General features: G+C 28.9%; 19 protein-coding genes and 1 tRNA gene. 4 read left to right on the top strand and 16 right to left on the bottom strand.

Annotated elements, in window-relative coordinates:
• Positions 1-119 precede the first annotated feature (119 nt).
• Positions 120-193: transfer RNA gene (locus Q0762_RS06630), tRNA-Met, on the bottom strand.
• A 109-nt stretch (positions 194-302) separates the two neighbouring features.
• Between Q0762_RS06630 and Q0762_RS06625 the strand changes: the two genes are divergently transcribed.
• Positions 303-686, top strand: a complete 384-nt coding sequence (locus Q0762_RS06625; RefSeq protein ID WP_298765088.1) for an START-like domain-containing protein — start codon at positions 303-305, stop codon at positions 684-686.
• A 103-nt stretch (positions 687-789) separates the two neighbouring features.
• Positions 790-1,623 carry an aminotransferase class IV gene (locus Q0762_RS06620; RefSeq protein WP_298765087.1) on the top strand — a complete coding sequence of 278 codons (834 nt, stop codon included), beginning with the start codon at positions 790-792 and terminating at the stop codon, positions 1,621-1,623.
• 93 nt (positions 1,624-1,716) lie between these two features.
• Here the strand turns inward: Q0762_RS06620 and Q0762_RS06615 are convergent, their stop codons facing one another.
• From Q0762_RS06615 to Q0762_RS06555, 13 genes are all read right to left on the bottom strand, one after another.
• Positions 1,717-3,792 carry a von Willebrand factor type A domain-containing protein gene (locus Q0762_RS06615; protein ID WP_298765085.1) on the bottom strand — a complete coding sequence of 692 codons (2,076 nt, stop codon included), beginning with the start codon at positions 3,790-3,792 and terminating at the stop codon, positions 1,717-1,719.
• Positions 3,793-3,885: 93 nt separating this feature from the next.
• Positions 3,886-4,962, bottom strand: coding sequence for an AMP-binding protein (locus Q0762_RS06610; RefSeq protein WP_298765084.1), 1,077 nt, complete (start codon positions 4,960-4,962; stop codon positions 3,886-3,888).
• A complete protein-coding gene (locus Q0762_RS06605) occupies positions 4,949-6,133 on the bottom strand; it encodes a CPBP family glutamic-type intramembrane protease (protein WP_298765081.1) in 1,185 nt (394 codons plus the stop codon). Before Q0762_RS06605 ends, Q0762_RS06610 begins: the two co-directional genes overlap by 14 nt.
• The gene (locus Q0762_RS06600) at positions 6,134-7,174 is read right to left on the bottom strand and encodes an o-succinylbenzoate synthase (RefSeq protein WP_298765079.1); all 1,041 of its coding nucleotides are present in this window, start codon (positions 7,172-7,174) and stop codon (positions 6,134-6,136) included.
• A 101-nt stretch (positions 7,175-7,275) separates the two neighbouring features.
• The gene (locus tag Q0762_RS06595; protein ID WP_298765075.1) at positions 7,276-7,791 is read right to left on the bottom strand and encodes an SRPBCC family protein; all 516 of its coding nucleotides are present in this window, start codon (positions 7,789-7,791) and stop codon (positions 7,276-7,278) included.
• Positions 7,792-7,801: 10 nt separating this feature from the next.
• Entirely contained in the window at positions 7,802-8,716 is a 915-nt protein-coding gene (gene menA, locus Q0762_RS06590) for a 1,4-dihydroxy-2-naphthoate octaprenyltransferase (protein ID WP_298765074.1), read from the bottom strand.
• Positions 8,707-10,212 (bottom strand): PH domain-containing protein, encoded by a 1,506-nt coding sequence (locus Q0762_RS06585; protein ID WP_298765071.1) that lies wholly within the window; start codon positions 10,210-10,212, stop codon positions 8,707-8,709. The genes menA and Q0762_RS06585 overlap by 10 nt, the downstream gene beginning before the upstream one ends.
• On the bottom strand, positions 10,205-10,717 hold the full coding sequence (locus Q0762_RS06580) for a PH domain-containing protein (RefSeq protein ID WP_298765069.1): 513 nt from the start codon (positions 10,715-10,717) through the stop codon (positions 10,205-10,207). Before Q0762_RS06580 ends, Q0762_RS06585 begins: the two co-directional genes overlap by 8 nt.
• Positions 10,714-11,100, bottom strand: coding sequence for an SPOR domain-containing protein (locus Q0762_RS06575; RefSeq protein ID WP_298765067.1), 387 nt, complete (start codon positions 11,098-11,100; stop codon positions 10,714-10,716). Before Q0762_RS06575 ends, Q0762_RS06580 begins: the two co-directional genes overlap by 4 nt.
• Positions 11,101-11,109: 9 nt before the next feature.
• Positions 11,110-11,889, bottom strand: coding sequence for a (Fe-S)-binding protein (locus Q0762_RS06570; protein ID WP_298765065.1), 780 nt, complete (start codon positions 11,887-11,889; stop codon positions 11,110-11,112).
• 73 nt (positions 11,890-11,962) lie between these two features.
• Positions 11,963-13,279: a (Fe-S)-binding protein gene (locus Q0762_RS06565; RefSeq protein ID WP_298765063.1), complete on the bottom strand. Its 1,317-nt coding sequence runs from the start codon at positions 13,277-13,279 to the stop codon at positions 11,963-11,965.
• A 21-nt stretch (positions 13,280-13,300) separates the two neighbouring features.
• Positions 13,301-14,248, bottom strand: a complete 948-nt coding sequence (locus Q0762_RS06560) for an MlaD family protein (protein WP_298765060.1) — start codon at positions 14,246-14,248, stop codon at positions 13,301-13,303.
• A gap of 58 nt (positions 14,249-14,306) precedes the next feature.
• Positions 14,307-15,395: an N-acetylmuramoyl-L-alanine amidase gene (locus Q0762_RS06555; protein ID WP_298765057.1), complete on the bottom strand. Its 1,089-nt coding sequence runs from the start codon at positions 15,393-15,395 to the stop codon at positions 14,307-14,309.
• Between the two features lie 145 nt (positions 15,396-15,540).
• Here Q0762_RS06555 and Q0762_RS06550 point away from each other — a divergent pair, with 145 nt between their 5' ends.
• Both Q0762_RS06550 and Q0762_RS06545 read left to right on the top strand, forming a co-directional pair.
• Positions 15,541-18,195, top strand: a complete 2,655-nt coding sequence (locus Q0762_RS06550; RefSeq protein ID WP_298765056.1) for a putative LPS assembly protein LptD — start codon at positions 15,541-15,543, stop codon at positions 18,193-18,195.
• 37 nt (positions 18,196-18,232) lie between these two features.
• Complete coding sequence (locus Q0762_RS06545) at positions 18,233-18,616, top strand: Rid family detoxifying hydrolase (RefSeq protein ID WP_298765054.1); 384 nt, start codon at positions 18,233-18,235, stop codon at positions 18,614-18,616.
• 259 nt (positions 18,617-18,875) lie between these two features.
• Here the strand turns inward: Q0762_RS06545 and yidC are convergent, their stop codons facing one another.
• Together yidC and Q0762_RS06535 are read right to left on the bottom strand one after the other, a co-directional pair.
• Positions 18,876-20,756: a membrane protein insertase YidC gene (gene yidC, locus Q0762_RS06540; protein ID WP_298765053.1), complete on the bottom strand. Its 1,881-nt coding sequence runs from the start codon at positions 20,754-20,756 to the stop codon at positions 18,876-18,878.
• Positions 20,757-20,920: 164 nt separating this feature from the next.
• A complete protein-coding gene (locus tag Q0762_RS06535) occupies positions 20,921-22,543 on the bottom strand; it encodes a CTP synthase (protein ID WP_298765046.1) in 1,623 nt (540 codons plus the stop codon).
• Between the last annotated feature and the right edge of the window lie 182 nt (positions 22,544-22,725).

Genomic DNA, 22,725 nt, shown 5'->3' with positions numbered 1-22,725 from the left:
TTAGAAAAGATAGCTTTTAGAATAAGTGTTTTTTGGGATCAATATTAAAAATGTTATCGGATAGTTGTCTAATAATAAAAAAGCAGTTACAAAAATTATGTAACTGCTTTATTTTTAAGTAGCGAGGAGCAGATTTGAACTGCCGACCTCAGGGTTATGAATCCTGCGCTCTAACCAACTGAGCTACCTCGCCATTGGTTTGCGGGTGCAAATATAATTACTTTTTATAGACTGGCAAGTAGAGTGCTAATTTTTTTTAAATAGAATTAATACTTATCTTGCCAGCCAACCAAAAAAAATAAATGGAAAAAATACAATACGAACTCGAAATTCCAGTACATGCTTCGCCCAACATGTTATATCAATATATTTCTTCGCCATCTAATTTACAAGAATGGTTTGCAGATAAGGTAAACGCTAGAGGTAAAGTGTTTAGTTTTGTTTGGGAAGGTACAGAAGAATTGGCAGATTTAATAACTAAAAAATCTGGCGAAAGAATACGTTGGAAATGGCAAGAAAGTGAAGGAGATGAAAGCTTTTTCGAAATAAAAATTCAGGTAGACCCGTTAACTAAAGATGTTTCTTTAATTATTACAGATTTTGCTGAAGATGAAGATGAGGTAGAGGAAGCAAAACAATTATGGGAAAACCAAATAGATGAGTTAAAACATACCATTGGCGCCTAATAAACTAAGAGATTATACAAATTTAAAACCAGCAGAATTGCTGGTTTTTTTATGATTAAATTATAACAAATTATAGTAATTTTGCATTCTTAAAATAGAGGAGATGATTAATTTTAATGGAACATTACTTTTTAAAGAAAACATACAATTAACTACAGATAATAGAGGTTTTAAATATGGCGATGGAATATTTGAAACCATTAAAGTAGTAAATAATAAAGTTGTTTTTTGGGAAGACCATTACTTTAGATTAATGGCTTCTATGAGAATGTTACGTATGAAAATTCCTATGGAATTTACATTAGAATTTTTAGAGCAAGAAATTTTAAAAACAATAGCAGTACAAGATAAAGCAACATCTTTTAGAGCAAGATTAAATGTATTTAGAAAAGACGGTGGTTTTTATACTCCAAAAACAAATAAAATAGATTATATCATAGAAGTTTCTGCTACAGATTATCAAACTAAAAGTAGCTACCAAATAGATGTTTTTAAGGATTTTTATAATTATTCTGGCCTTTTATCAACCATAAAAACCAACAATAGAATTTTAAATACTTTAGCAAGTATTTTTGCGGAAGAGAACGACTTAGACAATTGTATTTTGGTAAATGAAAGAAAAGGAGTTGCAGAAGTAGCCAATGGAAATATTTTTATAATTAAAGGCACAACCATAAAAACGCCAGCTTTAACAGAAGGTTGTATTAGAGGTATTGTAAGAATGAAAGTTATTGAAATGCTTACTAAAAACCCAGATTACACAATTGAAGAAACTAGTATTTCACCTTTTGAAATACAAAAAGCAGATGAGGTTTTTATAACCAATGCAATTATGGGCATTCAGCCTGTAACTAAATACAAAAAGAAAACTTTTGATACTTCAATTGGCACAAAATTAAAAAATAGCTTAAGAATTTTACAAATTGCGGGTAATTAATCTTATTGAAGATAAACTGCAATATTTTAGAAGAAAAAAGTCTTTGGTTTTAAATTAACCTGAGACTTTTTTCTTTTCATAAATGGGTTATTTTTAGATTTCATTTTCATAACTTTTAACCAAACGTATAAATTCTGCTCTGTAGCCATCTTCGTCTTTTCCTCTCCCTTTTATGGCTAAGTCAATAACATCTTTTAAGCTTGTTTTGTTACCATAACTAGAATTTTTCAATTGCATTCCAAATAGTGCCACTGCAGCTGCAAATTGAAAATCTTTAGAAATTATAGTTGTTTTGTCTTCTTGTACGTGGGTTATTGCTATACTTTTTTCTTCCGATGGTTTTTTATATCTAAATTTTACGGTAAATAATTCACCTGAATTATTAAGATTAGGCTTATTGTATTTCAATTTAGGCACTTCTTTTAAATAATTACTATTAGAGTTTATCGGAATAATTTCATAAATAGCAGTAACTGTATGGCCAGAACCTAATTCTCCAGCATCTATGGTATCATCTATAAAGTCTTCATTGTTTAACAACCTGTTTTCATAACCAATTAACCGATAACCTTTTACTTTATTTGGGTTGAATTCTAATTGAATTTTAACATCTTTTGCAATCGTATATAAAGTACCACCAAACTCTTGGCCAAACACTTTTTGCGCTTCTTGCATGGTATCTATGTAGGCATAATTTCCATTACCTTTATCTGCCAAAGTTTCTAGTTCTTTGTCTTTATAATTGCCATAACCAAAACCTAAAACAGATAAAAATATACCAGTTTTTCTTTTTGAGGTAATTAGTTTTTCCATGGCTTTATTGCCAGATGCGCCTACATTAAAATCGCCATCTGTTGCTAAAATAACACGATTGTTTCCATTCTTTTTAAAATGTTTTGTTGCCAGATCATAAGCCAATTCTATACCAGCACCACCTGCAGTTGAACCACCAGACTCTAAGTGGTTTAAGGCTGCCATTATTTTTTCTTTATGGTTTCCAGAAGTTGGTTTTAAAACAATACCAGCAGCCCCAGCATAAACTACAATAGCTACTTTGTCTTTTTTTCTTAATTGTTTTACCAACAACTTGAATGCAGATTTTAGTAATGGTAATTTATTTGAACTTCCCATAGAACCAGAAACGTCTATTAAAAAAGTAAGGTTAGCTGCTGGTAAATTTTCTTTTAGATGTTTTTTTCCTTGTATGCCAATTTTAACCAATTTTGTTTGGGTGTTCCAAGGTGTTTGAGCAACTTCTGTATGTATTGCAAAAGGATGATGATCTTTTGGTTGCGCATAATTGTAATTGAAGTAATTTACCATTTCTTCTATTTTAACAGCATCAAAGGGTACTTTTTCTCCATTATTAATCATTCTTCTAACGTTACTGTAAGACGCCTTGTCTACATCAATAGAAAATGTAGAAAACGGATTTAAGTGTACATGTTTAAACTTGTTTTCATGAATTTGCGCATAAGATTCGTCGTTTTCTACTCTGTAATTTCCTTTTTTTGTAGTAATAACGATACAGCCGTTTTTGGCAGAAATTCCGAATAATTTCTTTGCTTTTTGTGATTTGTAAATATTTATTTTTTCAATATTTTTAACGTCTAATTTTTCTGCTAAACTGCTATAGGTATTGCTAATAGGAACTCCATCTACAATGTATAATGGCTTTTTTCTGTTTGTTGATACTCCTTTGATTCTAATATTTTTTTGATGTTGGTTTCTGCTTTTTAATCCTGATAATGTGCCTTTTAACGTATTTGATATCTGAGCATGTAAAGGATTAGTTTGTTTTTTTGATTTAAATAAAGAAATTGCCCCAGTGGTATAACTTTTTCTTGATATTCCATAACCCACAACAACAATTTCTTCTAACACACTATCATCTTCGGCCATTACAACGTTTATAATTGCTGAATTTCCTATAGTTTTAACAACTTTTTTATAGCCCAAATAGGTGAAAATTAATTGATCTCCAATATTTGCTTTTATCTTATATTTTCCATCAAAATCTGTTGTTGTGCCAGTTGTAGTTCCTTTTACAAGAATAGAAACTCCAGGTAAACTTTCAGAAGCACTAGAAACTGTTCCTGTAATTTCTTTTTCTTGGGCGTTTAAAAAGAATAAGTTACATATTAAAGAAAAAAATAGTAATGATTTCATAGTTTTATAGGTTTTAAAAGTTGCTATAAAATTACGTTTGATATTCTATTTTAAAAATAGGGAATGAGTTAACCTATATAAATTTGAAGTAAACTAACTTGTTGAATTAGTTTTAATTTGTTCAAGTGTCGCCTTACGTTGAATTTTACCGGTTTCAGTTTCAATAAAAGTATTGATAAAATAAATTGCTTTAGGAATTTCGAATTTAGAAAGTATATTTGCTGCGCTAATTTTATCTTTTATGTTTTTTGGTAAGTTAGCAACAGCACTTTCAATAATCAGAATTAATTTTTCGCCAAGAATAGCATCTTTAATACCTGCAACAAAAAAGCGGTGTTGTATAATTTCACTTAATTTTTCTTCTATTTTTTCAGGTTGAAGCTTGATTCCGCCAGAATTAATTACATTGTCATAGCGTCCAAGCCATTCAAATTGATTATTTGAAGTAAGCTGCACTACATCATTTGTAAAAATAACTGTATTAGTAACTTTTTCATTTTTTATAACCAAACAACTTCTTTCATCAACATAAATAGTTGTGTTGGGTAACGTTTTATAAAAGGCCGTTTTATAAATGGTATTAAAATTATTTAACTGCTTTACAGCAATATGGGTTATGGTTTCCGTCATGCCATAAGTGGCAAAAACTTTTGTACTACAATTTTGTAATTTTTTTTGTAATTGACAAGAAACTAAGCCACCACCAACTATTAATTGTTTTATTGCATTTAATTTTTCTAAAGAATTTTCTACTTGCAATGGCACCATTGCAGAGAAATCATAGATTTTATTATTGTTTTTTAAAGGTTTGGTATTTGCGTTTATAATATCTAAATGCCAACCCAAAGTTAATGCTCTTACCAGCATCATTTTACCAGCAATATATTTTGTAGGCAAACACAATAAAGCCGTTGTTTTTGGTTTTAAATTGAAAAATTCTCCTGTTGCCAAGGCAGAATTTATCATTTGTTGCTTTAAAATTTTTATTGGTTTTGGTTTTCCAGTAGAGCCAGATGTTTGCACAATAAGAAAAGGTTCTGGCGCAAACCATGCTTTTAAAAACTCTTGGTTTTCTGTAGCTAAATTTTTAGAATAGGAGAGAAGCTCATCAACACAAGTAAATGAAAAACTGTTTAATGTAAAGTTTTTATGAAATTTATGTGGTGCCAATTTCGTCTAGATTTTTATAATTAGCATCTATTTTAGTGGGCATTTCAATTTTTTCAGCTAGTTTTTCTTTCCAGTTTTGCCAGCCATATTTTTTAGAAAATAGAAGCAACATTAATGGATAAAACACAAAAACAGGTATAAACATTTCCCAAGTTACAGAAGGTTCTGATGTATCAATATACAATGCATCTGTTTGAAAAACCGTCCAATCTGTAGTGATTAAAAAAGCTGCAGAAATATTGTTAATAGCATGTAAGCCCAAAGCAAGTTCTGTACCTTCGTCCATTAAGGTTACAATACCAAAAAAAAGTCCTGTACCAATATAAAAAACCATTGTAATTTGGCCTAATTTGGCAACTTCTGGATTTGCACCATGCAATAAACCAAAAATTAAAGAGGTTATTAAAAGTGGTGTTAACTTCGTATTTAAATAGCCAAACAAGGTTTTATTCAAGTTGGAATTTAAAAGAGAATTCATTAATTTTTCACTTATTACAAAATGACTTAAAAAAACTATAATTCCTAAAACAATTATCATACTAAAAATATTGTAACCGTACATTAAATTTAAAATAGAAATTATTATTATGGAAATTAGTAACGTAATAAAATATAATGGAAATTTAGATTTTGTGGTTGCAGCGCCTATTCCTTGCATAAAATATCCTCTAAAAAGTAGTTCTTCGAAACTGGTTTGTAACGGAATAAAAATAAAAGAGATTGCTACTAAAATAAAAAAGTGTTTTGCATTAAAATTCCAAATAAAATTTTCTGGTGCTAATAAAATACTGCAATAAGACATGGTAAAGGCAATAATACCCCAAACTATAAAACCAAATAAAAAGCGTTGCCAATCTATTTTTTTTCTACTTGTAATTAAAGATTTTATACTTCTTTTATGAATATATTTTACACCAATGCACAGAAAAACTAAGCCTACAGCAAACATAAATAACATTAAAAAAAGCAAGAAATTTTTGTTTAAACCAGCCGTGGTAAAATTATTTTCTGCTAAACGTGTAAATTCAGCAAGGTTTTCCGTTTTACTTAATGCTACTATTATTAAAGGAATTGCTCCTAAAATTTGCCAGCCAAATAATACCAAACAAACAGTTATTAACCAATGATACCATTCGTTTTTACCTTTAAAAACTTGTTGTATGTAATTCATTTATATTAAATTGAAATTCCATTTTTTGGAATTGTTATATTTTAAAGTTCCATTAGCTACTTCTAAAGGACTGCTAAAATTATTGGTAAATAAACCACCTGTGCCCAAACCTTGTGGTAATTTATTTTGTAAACTAAACGTAAATTGTGCAATGGCGTTTAAACCAATATTACTTTCTAGTGCAGAAGTTATCCACCAATTAATATGGTGTTTTTTAGCAATATTTATCCACGTTTTGCTTCCTTGAAAACCACCTACTAAACTGGGTTTTAAAATTACATATTGTGGTTTTACGGTTGTTATTATTTTCTTTTTTTCTTCCGAACTAAAAACGCCAATTAATTCTTCATCTAAAGCAATAGGCAGTGGTGTTTGTGCGCACAATTTTGCCATTTCTTGCAATTGCCCTTGCTTTATAGGTTGCTCTATAGAATGCAAATCTAATTTAGATAAAATTTCTAATTTTTCTAATGCATTTTCTGGTTGAAAAGCTCCGTTTGCATCTACTCGCAGTTCAATTTCATTAGCAGAAAATTCTTTACGAATAGACTTTAATAAATCAATTTCTGTATCAAAATCTATAGCCCCAATTTTCATTTTTATACAAGAAAAACCTGTTTTTAATTTTTCTTTAATTTGAGATTTCATAAATGCTTTGTCTCCCATCCAAACTAAACCATTAATGGCAATTGGTTTGTTGTTTTGGGTAAAATCAGATGGAAATAATTCGAATTTATTGTTACTTTCTAATGATAAAAAAGCTTGTTCTAAGCCAAATTGAATAGAAGGAAACTTTAAGAATTCGTTTAATAAAAAATCAAGTCCTTTGTTAATGTTTTTACAAGCGTAAATTAATTGCTCTTCATAATTTTCTACATCATCTGCACTTAAACCTCTAAATAAACCGGTTTCTCCTATACCAATTTTACCGTTTTTTTCTAAAATGATAAACCAGGTTTCTTTTTTTCTTAAAACGCCACGAGATGTGCCACTGGGGTTTTTAAAATTAAGTAAGTATTTTTTATAGCTCGCTTTTATCATTTTTATAGTTTTATTTTTTTTAGAGCAGAAAAAGGCTATAAGTGAGTTGTTTTGTATGTTTAAAATTATTTTTTACAATATTCTAAACTTATAAGGCTCACCTAAAGACCTTCAATATACGTTTTAAAATTACTTAAATGCAATTCGCTTTGCTCTTTAAAAGTACCTTTAAAATAAGGGAAAATACAGGCCATAATATAAGAATCGCTTTGGCAATTGGCATTTAAAGTAATGGTGGTTTTATTGTTTTCTTGCGTAAACACAAAATCGTCTTTTTTCAGCATATTTTCTGCATCGTAAAAAAATGTAGCTTTTTCATTGGGTATGTAGGCCATAATTTTTTGTGTCATTTTAAAGGTTTGTTCATTATTTAAAATCACAATATTATAGGTACTGCCTGTTATGCTTGGATTTTTAACCACAGTTTCTATGGTTTGTATTTCTGGAATCCAGTTTTTAGTACTGTCTATTTTCATAAAATTATGAAACACTTTTTCTATAGATTTATCAATCGTAATAGAAGCCGTGTAATTGGTTTCTTTAACAATTAAACCTGTGGCTAAAAAAGTAACAATACATAAAGAAATAATAATTAAGATAATTTTTATTGTTTTCATTTTTCTAATTTTAAAAGATGGTATTTAGAACTCCAAATAAAATTGCGAATAGAAAAGTGCTAAGTGCAACTTTTTTGAGCTCACCGTCTAATTTTGCTGGAATTGTATTTTTAGAAACGGTAATAATATTTTTAAATAAAGGTATAAATGCAATTAAAAATACCAATTGATAAATTGATTTAAAGTTAAGCATTAGATAAACTAAAGCCGTTATAAGGGCAGCAATAATTAAAAAATAATGATATTTTTTAGCTTTAGAAAAGCCTAATTTTACAACCAATGTGTTTTTGTTATTGTTTTTGTCTTCTTGATGATCTCTTAAATTATTTAAATTTAAAACAGCTGTACTTAGCAAACCAACAGCTATTGCAGGTAAAAATATTTGAAAGTTTATGTTTTTGGTAAACAAGAAGTAACTACCAGCAACACTGAGTAAACCAAAAAACAGAAACACAAATACATCTCCAAAGCCGCTATAACCATAAGCAGAGTTGCCAACAGTATATTTTATTGCTGCTATTATTGAGGTAATGCCCAACACAAAAAATAAGATTGAATATCCAAAATTATCGCTACCAAAAGCTACATAAATTAAATTTAAAGCAATTGTTAAGGTGATAATTGTAGTAATTATCATTGCTATTTTCATTTGTTTTGGTGTTATTTTTCCAGAAGAAACCATTCGTGCTTCTCCGGTTCTATTTTTGTCTGCACCTTTTTTAAAATCGCCATAATCATTGGCAAAATTAGAAAGTACTTGAAAACCAATTGTGGTTAAAATGGCAAGCCAAAAAAGGCTTGAAGTTAAAATAGAATCTGCTGTTTTAAGTTGATGATTCCCTAAGAAACTACCTATAATTATGCCAGAAACAGACAAAGGTAAAGTTCTTAAACGGGCTGCTTTTATGTAACTTTTTACATCCATGATTTTGTACTGCTTTCAACTTTAAATAATGTGTAATTGTAAATAAACATAGCTTTTTCTAAATCTATACAAGGTATTTTTAATTTACCAGAAGCAGTTTGAAAAATTAAATCTGCTACGTTTTTTCTTTCCTGAAAAATGGTTTGTTTCAACTTTATATTTTGAACCTTATAAAAAGGTAAGTAAGTGTTATGTGTTTCTAAAATGCCAAAGCCAATACATAAAACATCTTCAGAAAATTTAAATATTCTTTTTTTGTAGAAAAAATGAACGCTGATTAAATACATAGGTATAACTAAAATATTAATCCAAAACGCATTGTATTCTTCCATTCCAAAATAAAACAACAGATTTAAAGGAATAAAAAAGAAAAGCGAACGAATGTAATTTCTAATTTTTAAATATTTATTTGATTTCTGAAATGGAATTTCTTCCAATTGTGTATGAATTGCAAGTAATTTTTTAATCTGATTAATTTGTTCAGTTTTACAACCTACAATTCTTATAATTTTATCTTTTTGTTTTTTACCAGCAACTTTGCCACTAATAGCTTGTTTAAAAGTGATAAACGAAATGCCTAATATTTTTTTTATAGGATTTGTTGCAATTGTAATATGTTGTATTTTGTTTCGTTTTAAAATAACCGATTTTTTAGTAGTTAAACCTTGGTAAATTTCTAAAGCATTATTTTTTATGTAAACTGTTAAATTAAAATGCTTAAAAACTACACGAACTACAGAACTTAAAACCGCCGTAATTGTTAGTAAAATAAGAAAACCTACAATTAAAAAAACACTTGTTTCTAAGGCAGATGTATTTTCAGAAATGTATTTATCTATAGTTTCTTTTTGTCCTAGACCATCAAAAAGATCGTTAATTTGTTGAAAAAAACCTACTAAAACTGCAAACAATAATAATAAACTTTGTAAATGATTTTCCGTTAAGCTTACTTTTAATAATTCTAAAAAACCAATTTTTAAAAATGGTTTTTCTTTGGTAACCTTTTCTACAATTGTTTCTTTTTTATCATAAATTGTAATGGCATTTTTTAGTGCTTTTGCATCATTAAAAGCTAGTGCTTTTATAGAAATTTCTGCTTTTGTAGAACCTGCAGTTTCTATATTAACTTCATGTACATTTATAATTTGCTGAATTATATTTTGTTTAAAGTTAATGTTCTGAATTCTATCAAAAGGTATTTCAGTATTTGTTTTTTTAAAAATACCTTGTTTTAAAACAAAATATTCTTTGTCTATTTTAAATTGAAAGTTTTTGAAGATTAAATAAGCTCTTATTAAAAAAAAGAGCAAAATGAATGCAATAAACCCATAAATATAAACCAGTTTATCTTCTGATATTTTAGAAAACTTTTGAATGAATAAAAATAATAATACCCAAATCGCTTTAAAAACCTTGTAAAGTAAATTGATATATATTACAAGAATTCCTTTTTTAGATTGTTTTGTAAAATGTTTAAAATCAGTTGTATTACCCATCTATTTTATTACTGATGAATTCTTTTATCTGTATGGCGTCTTCTTTTAAAATTCCACTAATTTTTAAATCGTCACTAGAGTCTCCAGCTGTATAAACACTTATAGCAGCCAATTTAAATATGCGAGAAAATGGACCTTGATCTATTTCTATGTGTTGTACTCTATTGTAAGGTACAGTTGTTGTTTTTTTAAATAAAATACCACTTTTGTAAGAGATGTCTTTTTCTCTTACTGCATATTTTCTTTTTGAAAAGCCAATAATAAATACAGTGTATAGAAATAAAAATACTAGAATTAAACAAAGATATATGTAAATCTTTTGGTTTGGTATTTGCTCATTTAAAAAATAAATATCCCAAAGAATTAAACCTATCAAAAGCAGTAAGAAATATAAAGAAATGTTTAAAAGAATTACTTTTAAGTATTTCTTATTGATTTTTATAAAATCGATTTTAGTGATGTCTGGAAAAGTAGATACTACATTATTTTGAAATAAATTGGTCATATACCCTTTTCTTGTTTAAGAGCATCTAAAATTTTAATTTCGAAGCCACCTTTTAAAGCTTGCACAAATGCTGTTGGATAGTGCTTTTTTACAACATTTTTATAAGCATTGGCTGCTTTATATGTTTTAAATTCTCCAAGTCTATACTTATATAGATTTTCATCTATATAAATAGAAATATTTCTCAATTTTTCTAAAGCTTTATTTCTTGTTTTAAAAGCACCTATTTGCACTTTGTATTCCAATGGTTTTTGTTGTAAATCTGTTTTAAAACTAGGAATACTATCTTTAGTATTTTGCTTTATTTTATGGATTGATATATTGTTTTTGGCACTTGTAAAATAACTAGCACAAATAAAAAGTGATATGAGTAAATACTTCATTATTAATAATTATAATTTATTTGCTTGCGCAATTAATTCTGCAATATCTCTTACAATAACGCTGTCTTCTTTTTCTTTAAATTTAATTCCGTCTGTCATCATTGTATTGCAATATGGGCAACCTGTAGCAATAATATCTGGTTTGGTTTCTAAAGCATCTTCTGTTCTTAAAATATTTACTTCTTTATCACCAGCTTCTGCATCTTTAAACATTTGTGCGCCACCAGCACCACAACAAAGTGCAGTTCTTTTATGGCGTTTCATTTCTGTTAAATTAACACCTAATCTACGAATTAAATCTCTTGGAGATTCATACACCTCATTTGCCCTTCCTAAGTAGCAAGGATCGTGAAATGTAACTCTTTTTCCTTGCAAGTTTTGGTTGTCTATTTCTAAACGACCTTCTGCAATTAAATTTTGTATGAATTGTGTATGATGTAAAACCTTATATTTGCCACCCAAACTTGGATATTCGTTTTTTAAGGTATTGAAAGAATGTGGATCACAAGTAACAATTTTTTTTACTTCGTAACCGTTTAAAACTTCAATATTCATTAACGCTTGCATTTGGAATAAGAATTCATTTCCAGCTCTTTTTGCAGCATCTCCAGTAGAAGATTCTTCGGTTCCTAAAACCGCAAAATCTACTTTTGCTTGATGTAAAATTTTTACAAAAGCTCTACTTATTTTTTTTGCTCTATCATCATAACTTCCGGCAGCACCAACCCAAAATAATATTTCTGGTTGTTTGCCTTGCGCCATCATATCTGCCATTGTTGGTACTATCATAATTTACAAATTTAAAATTATAGATTGCGAATTGTTTGAATTCGTAATTAATAATTGTGAATTAAAAAATTGTTTATTCTTCATTTGCCCAATTTAATCTGTCTTGTTGATTGTATTGCCAAGGAGCGCCATTGTTTTCAATATTACTCATCATTGCATTTAATTCTTGAGGAGCTGCACTTTGTTCCATTACTAAATATCTACGCATATCCATAATAATAGATAATGGATCTATGTTTACAGGGCACTCTTCTACACAAGCATTACAACTTGTACAAGCCCACAATTCTTCTGGTGTTATATAATCGTTTAGCAGTTGTTTACCATCATCTTTAAAAGTACCTTTATTTTCATCTATATTTCTTCCAACTTCTTCTAAACGATCTCTGGTATCCATCATTATCTTTCTTGGAGATAATTTTTTACCAGTTAAATTTGCAGGACAGGCAGAGGTACATCTACCACATTCTGTACAAGTATAAGCATTCATTAATTGCACCCAACTTAAATCTGTAACTTCAGATGCTCCAAATTTTTCTGGCACTTCTTCTTCAGCTCCAGCTTCTGGGGTGGCATAAGGATCTGCATCTGGATCCATCATTAATTTTACTTCATTGGTTACAGAATCTAGGTTATTTAACTGTCCCTTTGCATTCAAATTCGCAAAATAGGTGTTTGGAAAAGCTAATAGTATATGTAAATGTTTAGAGTAATATAAATAGTTTAAGAAAACTAAAATTCCTAAAATATGAATCCACCATGAGGTTCTTTCAATTAAATGTATACTTTCTGCAGAGAAATTATTAAAAATAGGAGCAACAAATTGACTAATAGGATTACCAACACCAGCTTCTTGAAAAGGTACATCTGTGGCATTCATTACAATAAATAAGGTCATTAAAACCATTTCGAAATACAGAATCAAATTTCCATCTTTCTTTGGCCAACCTTTCATTTCTGCGCTTAAAAAACGTTTAATATTAGCTACGTTTCTTCTGGTCCAGAAAATAACAACGGTTATAAAAACTAAAGCCGCTAAAATTTCGAAAGTACCTATTAAAAATCCATAAAACGCATTGCCAATAAATCCTTGAAAAACTCGATGAGTACCAAATAATCCATCTACTATAATTTCTAAAACTTCTATATTTATAATAACAAAACCAACATAAACAATAACATGTAAAATACCAGAAAGTGGTCTTCTAACCATTTTGTATTGCCCTAAAGCAATTTTTAGCATGTTTTTTAAACGTGCGGGTTTGTTGTCTGTGCGATTAACATCTTTACCTAGCTTTATATTTCTAGATAGTTTACGAATATTAAGAACAAAGAAACCAACACCAAAAATTAAGGCAATGGCAAAAAGAATGTTAGGTAAATATTGCATTTTTATTTTAAAGTTATAAAATTAGTCTTTTACGGTTTCTTCAAAAGGTGTGGCTTTTTTACCAAATATAGAGAAATGTATAAATCTTTTAGGGTTTAATTTAATATCTCTTAGTAATTCTTCCAGCTCTTTTGTTGCGGCTTCTAAATTATCATACATTTTCTCATCATTGATAAGTTTACCAACAGTACCTTTTCCGTTATTAATTTTTTGAGATATCACATTAAAATTGTCAACTGCATTTTCTGCCTTTGTAATAATTTTTTTGAAATCTACTGTGGCAATACTATCTGTTAATTTATCTACGTTTTCGGTTATGTTTTTGGTATTATTAATGGCCGTTTTTAAATTTTGGCTATTGTCATTTACCATAACGTTTACAGAAATAATTGCCTTTTTTAGTTGTTTTATGGTTTCAGATAAATCTGCTATAGAAGTATCAATATCATTTACTGCTTTTTCATTTAATATTTTATTTACGCTGGTAAATAGAGAATCTGCACTTACAATTACTTTTTCTAATTTATATTGCAGCGGATCTAAACGTTCACCAATAGATGTGAATAAACTTTCTTCCATTTCTCCTTGAAGTAAATCTCCAGAAACTGCCATTTCACCATCATAATTAGGTACAATTGCTAAATTAGAACCCGCTAATGGATTTGGAGAGTAAATTTTTACAGTACTATTTTTAGAGAATTGAAAATCGTTTTGTATTATAAAAGTTACAATTAAATGACCTCTTGTTTCTGCAGCGGTATCAAATTCTATTTTATCTACTTTACCAACTTTTAAACCATTTATAGTAACAAAGCTAGCTGTAGATAAGCCACCAATTTTTGGGTATTCTACTTGAAAAACACGGGTGCCTGTATCAAATAAATTTTGTCCTTTTAGAAAATTAAAACCCCAAATAACACCAATAATTATAATTACTACTACAATACCTGTTTTTAACTCTTTACTCATACTTATGGTTTATATTAAACACAAAATTACTAATATTTTATTTTAGAAAGCGCTAATATTATTTCAATTTTAAAGCTTCTTTTATGCTTATTTTTTTTCCTTCTTTGAAAGCAACAATAAATGCAGAATTAAAACCTTTGTTTTTTGCTTCTTTTTGTGTCAGTTTAATTTTTTGGTAAGAAGTAGAATTGCCCAAATAATATTTGTAATAATCTCCTACTAAAACTCTTTCAATATTTTTTAGGCCTTTAAAATTATAGGGTTTTGTAGCTAGCTTGTTTTTGCTAGAAGCAATTTGTACTTTATAAATTACAAGTTCTTTGGTAATGGTTTTTGTGTTTTCTTGCTCAGGAACCGTATTTAATTGTAAATTTTTAATGTATTTGTAAATAGCATTGGCTATTGCTGTAGCCATATGTTCTTGACCCGTTTTAGAGTTTAAAAATCTACCTTCTTTTTTATTTGTTAAAAAACCTAGTTCTACAAGTACACTTGGCATAATGGTTTCTCTTAAAACCTGAAAATTATCTTGTTTAACTTTACGGTCGTTTCTTTTTAATTGATACGAAAAGTTATTTTGTATAGTGCTTGCTAAAGATAAGCTTTTGTCTAAGTTTTCTTCCTGTAATAAAGATAGTCCTATTACAGATTCTGCAGAATTTGGATCAAAACCCCGATATCGCTTCTCAAAATTATCTTCTAATAAAATAGAAGCATTTTCTCTTTTTGCAATTTCAAGATTTTTTTTATTTCCTCTAAGCCCTAAAACAAAAGTTCCTGCACCATGAACGTACGGTTTTGGTGTATAAGAATCGCAATGAATAGAAACAAATAAATCTGCTTTGGCATTATTTGCAATATCTCCTCTTTTCCAAAGATCTATAAAAACATCTGTTTTTCTAGTGAAAATAACTTTTACTTCTTTGTGTTTTTGAAGTTTTGCGCCTACTTTTTTTGCCACTTTTAAGGCAATATTTTTTTCTATATAACCGTTTCCTGTATTACCAGGATCTTTCCCACCATGGCCAGCATCTAGAACAACGGTATATTCCTTTTGAGCAAATATTGCAAAAGGTAATAAAAATAAAACGAAGAATAAACCTCGTAAAAAAAGATTTGTATTTTTATGTGTTTGTTGGGATTGCATCAATAAAATTTAACTAATTTTGATATTTGATTTAAGGCTTTCAAATATTAAGCCATAATTTATTCAATATACAAAAATAGTATTTCTAACATTGCAAACAAATCGATCATACATACTTTTATTTTGTTGCTTCTTTTTAATTAAGTTGGTTTATACTCAAGATATTAAACCTAAAAAAAGAATAGTACTTCCTGTTTCTAAAAAAGATTCTTCAAGAGTTAATAAAAAAGATACAATTCTTACAAAAAAGTTAGATACAATTTTAAGAAAAAAAACAGATTCTATTGTAAAAGACTCTATTAAGCCAAAAGAAACGCTAGAAGGTGTTATAAAACATGTAGCAACAGATTATACAAAGCAAAACGCCAAAACCAAAAAAGTAACATTGTATAATGAGGCAAATATTATTTATACAGATATTGATTTAAAAGCAGGAGAAATTATAATAGATTACACCAATAATACGCTATTTGCAAGAGGAATTAAAGATAGTACTGGCTATGTGCAAAAACCTATTTTTAAACAAGGTAATGAAGAGTCTGAACAAGATTCTATTATTTATAATTTTAAAAGTAAAAAAGCAATAATTTATGGTTTAAAAACCAAACAAGGAGAAATGTTTACTTATGGCGAAAAAACCAAACGGGTAAACGATTCTACTATTTATGTGCGTAAAATTAGGTTTACTACCTCAGAAAAAGACAATCCAGATTACTATATAGGTACAAATAAAGCCAAAATTGTACCAGGTAAAAAAATTATTGTGGGTGGTAGCCAAATGTATTTAGCAGATGTGCCTACACCTTTATTTTTGCCTTTTGCTTATTTTCCCATTACACAAACTAGTGTTTCAGGTTTTTTAATGCCTACTTTTGATACAGGAAGTAGCGCTAGAGGTATAGGTTTACAAAACGGTGGTTATTATTTTGCAATTAATAATTATGTAGATTTATCTTTAACTGCAGATGTTTTTTCTAATGGAAGCTGGGGTGTTAGAGCAAACTCTAATTACAGCAAAAGATACCGCTTTAACGGAGTATTTAATTTTAATTTTGAGAATAATATTAGCGGAATTAGAGGTTTTGATACTTTTAACAAAACCAATAATTTTAATATAAGATGGACACATAATCAAGATGCAAAGGCAAGCCCAAATTCTAGATTTTCGGCATCGGTTAATTTAGGTAGTAGTCGGTTTTTTAGAGAATCTCAAAATCAATTTAACATTTCTCAAACACAAACAAATACTTTTAACTCTTCTGTAAATTATAGCAAAACTTTTGTGGGTACACCGTTTAATATGAATATTACGGCCACTCATCAACAAAACACAAACACACAAGTAATTACAATGACTTTGCCGTCTTTAAATTTAAATATGAATAGAATTTATCCTTTTGTGGGAAAAGACGGAATTCAAAAAAATGCATTTCAAAAACTTGGTTTTAATTATACGTTAGATGGCCAATATTTAATAAATACTACAGATGAAGATTTTTTAACATCAAAAATGTTTGAAGGTGCTAGGTCTGGTATGCAACATCGTACAGGAACGAATACCAACTTTAAGGCTTTTAGATATTTTACGGTTTCTCCTAGTATAAATTATGAAGAAGTATGGCAGTTTGATTTTATTCAAAAACAATACGATGCTGTTAATGATGAGGTAGTTACAGAAACTTTAAATGGTTTTAAAAGATTTGGAGAATATAGTGCAGGTGTAAGTTTATCTACTAATATTTATGGTACTTTTCCAATAAAAACAGGTAGGTTAAGAGGTATAAGACATACATTTAGACCATCTATATCTTACGGTTATAGACCAGATTTTGAAGAAAAATTTATACAACGGGTAAGAAACGGAAATGCACCAGATGATTTTGAAGAATATACACCATTTGATAATGGTATTTTTGGTGCTCCAGGAGCTGGTCTTAGCAATTCTATAGGAATTTCATTAAACAATGTTTTAGAGGCAAAATTGGCACCAAAAGATCCTGATAGTGATGCTGAAGATGAAAAAATTAGCATACTTAATAATTTAAATTTTAACACTAGTTATAATATAGCATCAGACAGTTTGCGTTTGGCTCCAGTTTCATTTTCTGCAGGAACACGTCTTTTTAATAATAAATTATCAGTGAATTTAAATGGCTCTTTAGATCCATATCAAGTGGTAGCTTCTAGCTCTGGTAGTCCTATTCGTATAAATAAATTTAACTCGAGTATTTTTAGATTAAGTAATGCTAATTTAAGTGCAAATTATTCTATTTCTAGTGAAGATTTTAAGAAAGACAAAGAAGGCGATAGTGAAAAGGATAAAAATAGAGATCCCAATAATACTGCAGATGTTATTGGTGCAGTTATAGATCCTACAAATCGTTTTGGTAACGGAAATCAACAACAAACACAAAATAGCAACAATCAAGATAAAGATAAAACAGCCAAATTATATAATGCAGATATACCTTGGTCTATAAACTTAGCGTATTCTACAAATTATAGAAATAATGGTATAGACCCTGGTGAAATTGGTGTGCACAGTTTAGCTTTTAGTGGTAATATAAGCTTGTCTCCTAAATGGAGTTTGGGGTATTCTTCTGGTTATGATATTAAAAATGGAGCTTTTACTTTTTCTAGATTTAATTTTTCTAGAGATTTAGATAGTTGGAATTTTAATTTTAATTGGGTTCCTTTTGGTACAAATTCTTCTTACACCTTTTTTATTGGTGTAAAGTCTTCTGTTTTACAAGATTTAAAGTGGGATAAAAATAGACCGCCAGATAGAAGATTATTTTAATGGTGTTATACATATTAATTTTTTAATAAAAAGACCAATGAAAAAAACAATAATTAAAACAGATAAGGCGCCTGCGCCAATAGGTCCATATAATCAAGCCGTTTTAAGTGGAACAACTTTATATACTTCAGGACAAATAGCAATACATCCAGAAACAGGAGAATTAGTTTTAGATAACATAGAGGAGGAGACAAAGCAAGTAATGGAAAACATGAAACAAGTTTTGTTAGCTGCAGAAATGACTTTTGAGAACGTTATTAAATCTTCTATTTTTATTGCTGATATGCACAATTTTTCAAAAATAAATGCAGTTTATGGTACTTATTTTAATGATGATACTGCACCAGCTAGAGAAACTGTAGAAGTTGCAAATTTGCCAAAATTTGTAAATGTAGAAATTAGTATGATTGCCGTTAAATAATTAGTATTTAACCTTACAATTCAATCAATTAAACCAAAACAATAGCTTTGTTAGGTAAAATATTTGGTTTTTTTATAGAAGACTTTGTGGTTAAAAAAGAATAGGCAATTAAATCAGAAAATTAATTTACAATAAAATTAGTATTGAACTCATTAAATGTTTATTTAGTTATTATTTTTCTGAATAAAATTAAAAAACCAATAAAAAAAGCGTTAATATTTTAAAATATTAACGCTTTTAGTTGCTTTATATAAAGTAATTATTTTCTCTTTTTTTGCTGTGCTTGTTGCTCTTGCGCTTGCTTCATAGCGTCATCTATTCGTTGTCTAAATTTAGACTTTTTCTTTTCTGGTCGCTTTTTATTTTCTTCTATTTGTGCGTGAATTTTATCTTCATCAATAACAAAATTCTTAATTACTAACATTATTGCTATGGTTAGTAAGTTAGAAATAAAGTAATACAAACTTAAAGAACTTGCATAATTGTTAAAGAAGAATAACATCATAATAGGAGAGAAGTAAATCATATACTTCATCATCTTACTCATATCTGGCATACCTTCTTGCGTTGGCGCTTGCATATTTGCTTGCTGACTCTGGTTCATTTTCATGTAAAAGAAAATAGCAACAGAAGCTAAAATTGGGAATAAACTAACATGATCTCCATAAAAAGGAATTGAAAACGGAAGTTTAAAAATAGTATCATAAGAAGATAAATCTGGTGCCCATAAAAAACTTTCTTGTCTTAAAGATAAGTTGGTTGGAAAAAACTTAAATAACGCAAAGAAAACTGGCATTTGCAATAAGGCTGGTATACAACCAGATAACATACTAACGCCTGCTTTACGCTGTATTGCCATGGTTTCTTGCTGGCGTTTCATAGCGTTTTCTTTACCAGGATATTTCTCATTTAAAGCTGTTAATTCCGGACGAATAACTTTCATTTTTGCACTAGACAAATAAGATTTGTAAACTAAAGGAGACATTATTAATCGAACAACAATTGTCATTAATATAATAATTAATCCGTAGTTAGATAAAAATCCTTTTAAGAAATTAAAAACAGGGTAAAAAATAGTTCTGTTTAAAAAACCGAAAATTCCCCAACCTAAATCTGCTGTTTTATCTAAGTCTGTGCCTGCAAATTGGTCTTTGCTAAATAAATTATAATCACTTGGTCCGTAAAACCATTGCATTTCATAATTTAACTCGCCGTTTGCTAATTCTAAAGGAGTTTTTAACTCGTATTTTTTAGTAAAAACGGTGTCTATTTCTTCATTAAGAACTAAATCTGTAGAAGTAATTGTAGCGTTTTTAAAAGGTTTGTTGGTTAATAAGTTAGAGGTAAAAAAGTGTTGTTTGTAAGCAACCCAATCCACATCATTTAAAACCTCAGATTTTCCAGCACTTATATCATCTACATCATCACTATCTTTATAGTATAAGTGAGAGTACATGGTGTTTTCTGTTTTTAAACTTTTTTCGTTTCTGTAACCTTTTAAAGACCAATCTAAATTAATAGGGTTAGATGCGTTAATTACGTTGCTTAAACCTTGAGATCTTATGGCAAAATCTACCATATAATTATTAGGTTTCATTTCGTAACGGTATTCTAAAAATTGCGATTCAGAAACCTTTAATTTTAAAGAAACTACAGTATTTGCTCCGTTTTTAGTAATTGTTGGCGTAAAGTATAAATCTTTAGTATTTAATATACGATTGTCTGTTGTGCCAAAATTAATATTAAAAGATGCGTTATTATTTTTAATTAATTTTAAAGGTAAAGCATTATAAGTTTGGTAATTTTTTATTAATGCCTCTATAATTTGGCCACCTTTGTTGCTTACTGTTAATTTTAAAACTTCGTTTTCTAAAATAGAAACACCTTCTGAAGCGGTAATTGCACTTTGAGCAAATGCACCCAACTTATTTTGTAATGCAACTTGTTTTATAGAATCATTTGCAAAAGCAGTTTCACTTATTGCTGTATTTGTTGAAGCATTGTTGTTATTTATAGGTGCAGCAGTTTGCGCTGTTGTAGAAGTTTCTTCTGGTTGATTTGTACTCATCCACCAGAAAACAATTCCTCCTAAAAGAATCATTCCTATAAAAGAATTTAAATCGAATTTTTTTTGTTCCATGTGTTATTTTAAATTGTCAATTTGTCATTAAATATTTCTTTTTTGAAATAAAAACGGACAAATGTAGCAAAAGGTTGTTCTAATTAGTAGATTTTGCTGTATTTGTTATTACTCTCCTTAATCGTTCAAATAGTGTTCCTAAAAAGTTACTTTAAATTTCTTTTTTAGTTTGATACTTTTTTTGAGTATTTTAAAGAAGCTTTAATAAAGTTTACAAATAAAGGATGTGGTTTTAAAACCGTACTTTTATATTCTGGGTGATATTGCACACCAACAAACCAAGGATGTTTTGGTATTTCTACCACTTCTACCAAACCTGTTTTAGGATTGGTACCAGCAGCCTTCATTCCAGCTTTTTCTATTTGTGTTAAATAATCGTTATTAAATTCAAAACGATGTCTGTGCCTTTCGCTTATGAATTCAGAATTATACGCTTTATATACGTTAGATTTTGTGTTTAATTTACAATCCCAAGCACCCAAACGCATTGTACCACCTTTTTCGGTTACTTTTTCTTGACTTTCCATTAAGTTAATCACAGGGTGTTTGGTGCTTTTGTTCATTTCTGTAGAAGAAGCACCTTCAAGATTTAATACATTTCTTGCAAATTCAATTACTGCCATTTGCATACCCAAACATATACCAAAAAACGGAATATTATTTTCTCTTGCATATTTTACAGCTCTAATTTTACCTTCAATACCTCTATCTCCAAAACCAGGTGCTACTAAAATACCATTTACGCCTTGTAATTTTTTCTCAAAGTTTTTAGGCGTTAAACTTTCAGAATGCACCCAACGTACTTTTACTTTGGTTTCATTAGAAGAGCCTGCATGTATAAAAGCTTCTGTAATAGATTTGTAAGAATCGTGTAACTCTATATATTTACCAATTAAGGCAATTTCTACCTCAGAAATAGGATTCTTATGCTTTTGTAAAAACTGATTCCAAACCTTTAACTCAGGTTCTTTTGTAGATTCTAATTGTAATTTCTTTAAAACTACAGTATCTAAACCTTCTTCTAACATTAAATTAGGTACGTCATATATAGTTTCTGCATCTATAGATTGTATAACGTCTTCTTTTTTAACATTACAAAATAAGGCTAATTTACGTTTGATATCATCAGAAATATCATGCTCTGTTCTACACACTAAAATATCTGGACTTACACCACTTTGCATTAACATTTTTACAGAGTGCTGTGTTGGTTTTGTTTTTAATTCTCCAGCAGCAGCTAAAAAAGGCACTAATGTTAAGTGAATTACAATGGCATTTTCTTCGCCTTTTTCCCACAACATTTGTCTTACAGATTCTACGTAAGGTAAAGATTCTATATCACCAACGGTTCCACCAATTTCTGTTATTACAATATCGTAATCTCCTGTTTCACCTAAAAGCTGAATTCTACGTTTAATTTCATCTGTAATATGTGGTATTACTTGTACTGTTTTTCCTAAAAACTCACCTTTACGCTCTTTATTTATTACAGATTGATAAATTCTACCTGTGGTAACATTGTTTGCTTGAGAAGTTGGTATGTTTAAATAACGTTCATAATGGCCCAAATCTAAATCGGTTTCTGCGCCATCATCTGTTACATAACATTCACCATGTTCGTACGGATTTAAAGTTCCTGGATCTATATTAATGTAAGGATCTAGTTTTTGAATGGTTACAGAAAAACCTCTTTCTTGTAAAAGTTTGGCTAAAGATGCTGCAATAATTCCTTTTCCTAGTGAAGATGTTACGCCTCCTGTTACAAAAACGTATTTAGTATTACTCATGGTGTTTTTAGGTTTGCGCAAAAGTACTAACTCTAAAAATTCTGTCAAATAAAAAAAGTAGAAAAGATTTTTAAGATTATGAATGCATAAAAACTAAACATTTGTTATTTTAAATTAGAAACGTAGGTTTATATTTGAAATTATACTTTACATTGCAATAATTTATTGCTTGGTTTGTTGGG

The organism is uncultured Polaribacter sp. (assembly GCF_947495205.1).
Taxonomy (GTDB): domain Bacteria; phylum Bacteroidota; class Bacteroidia; order Flavobacteriales; family Flavobacteriaceae; genus Polaribacter.
Note: the sequence above shows the minus strand (reverse complement) of the source record. Positions and strands in the feature narration are given on the sequence as shown.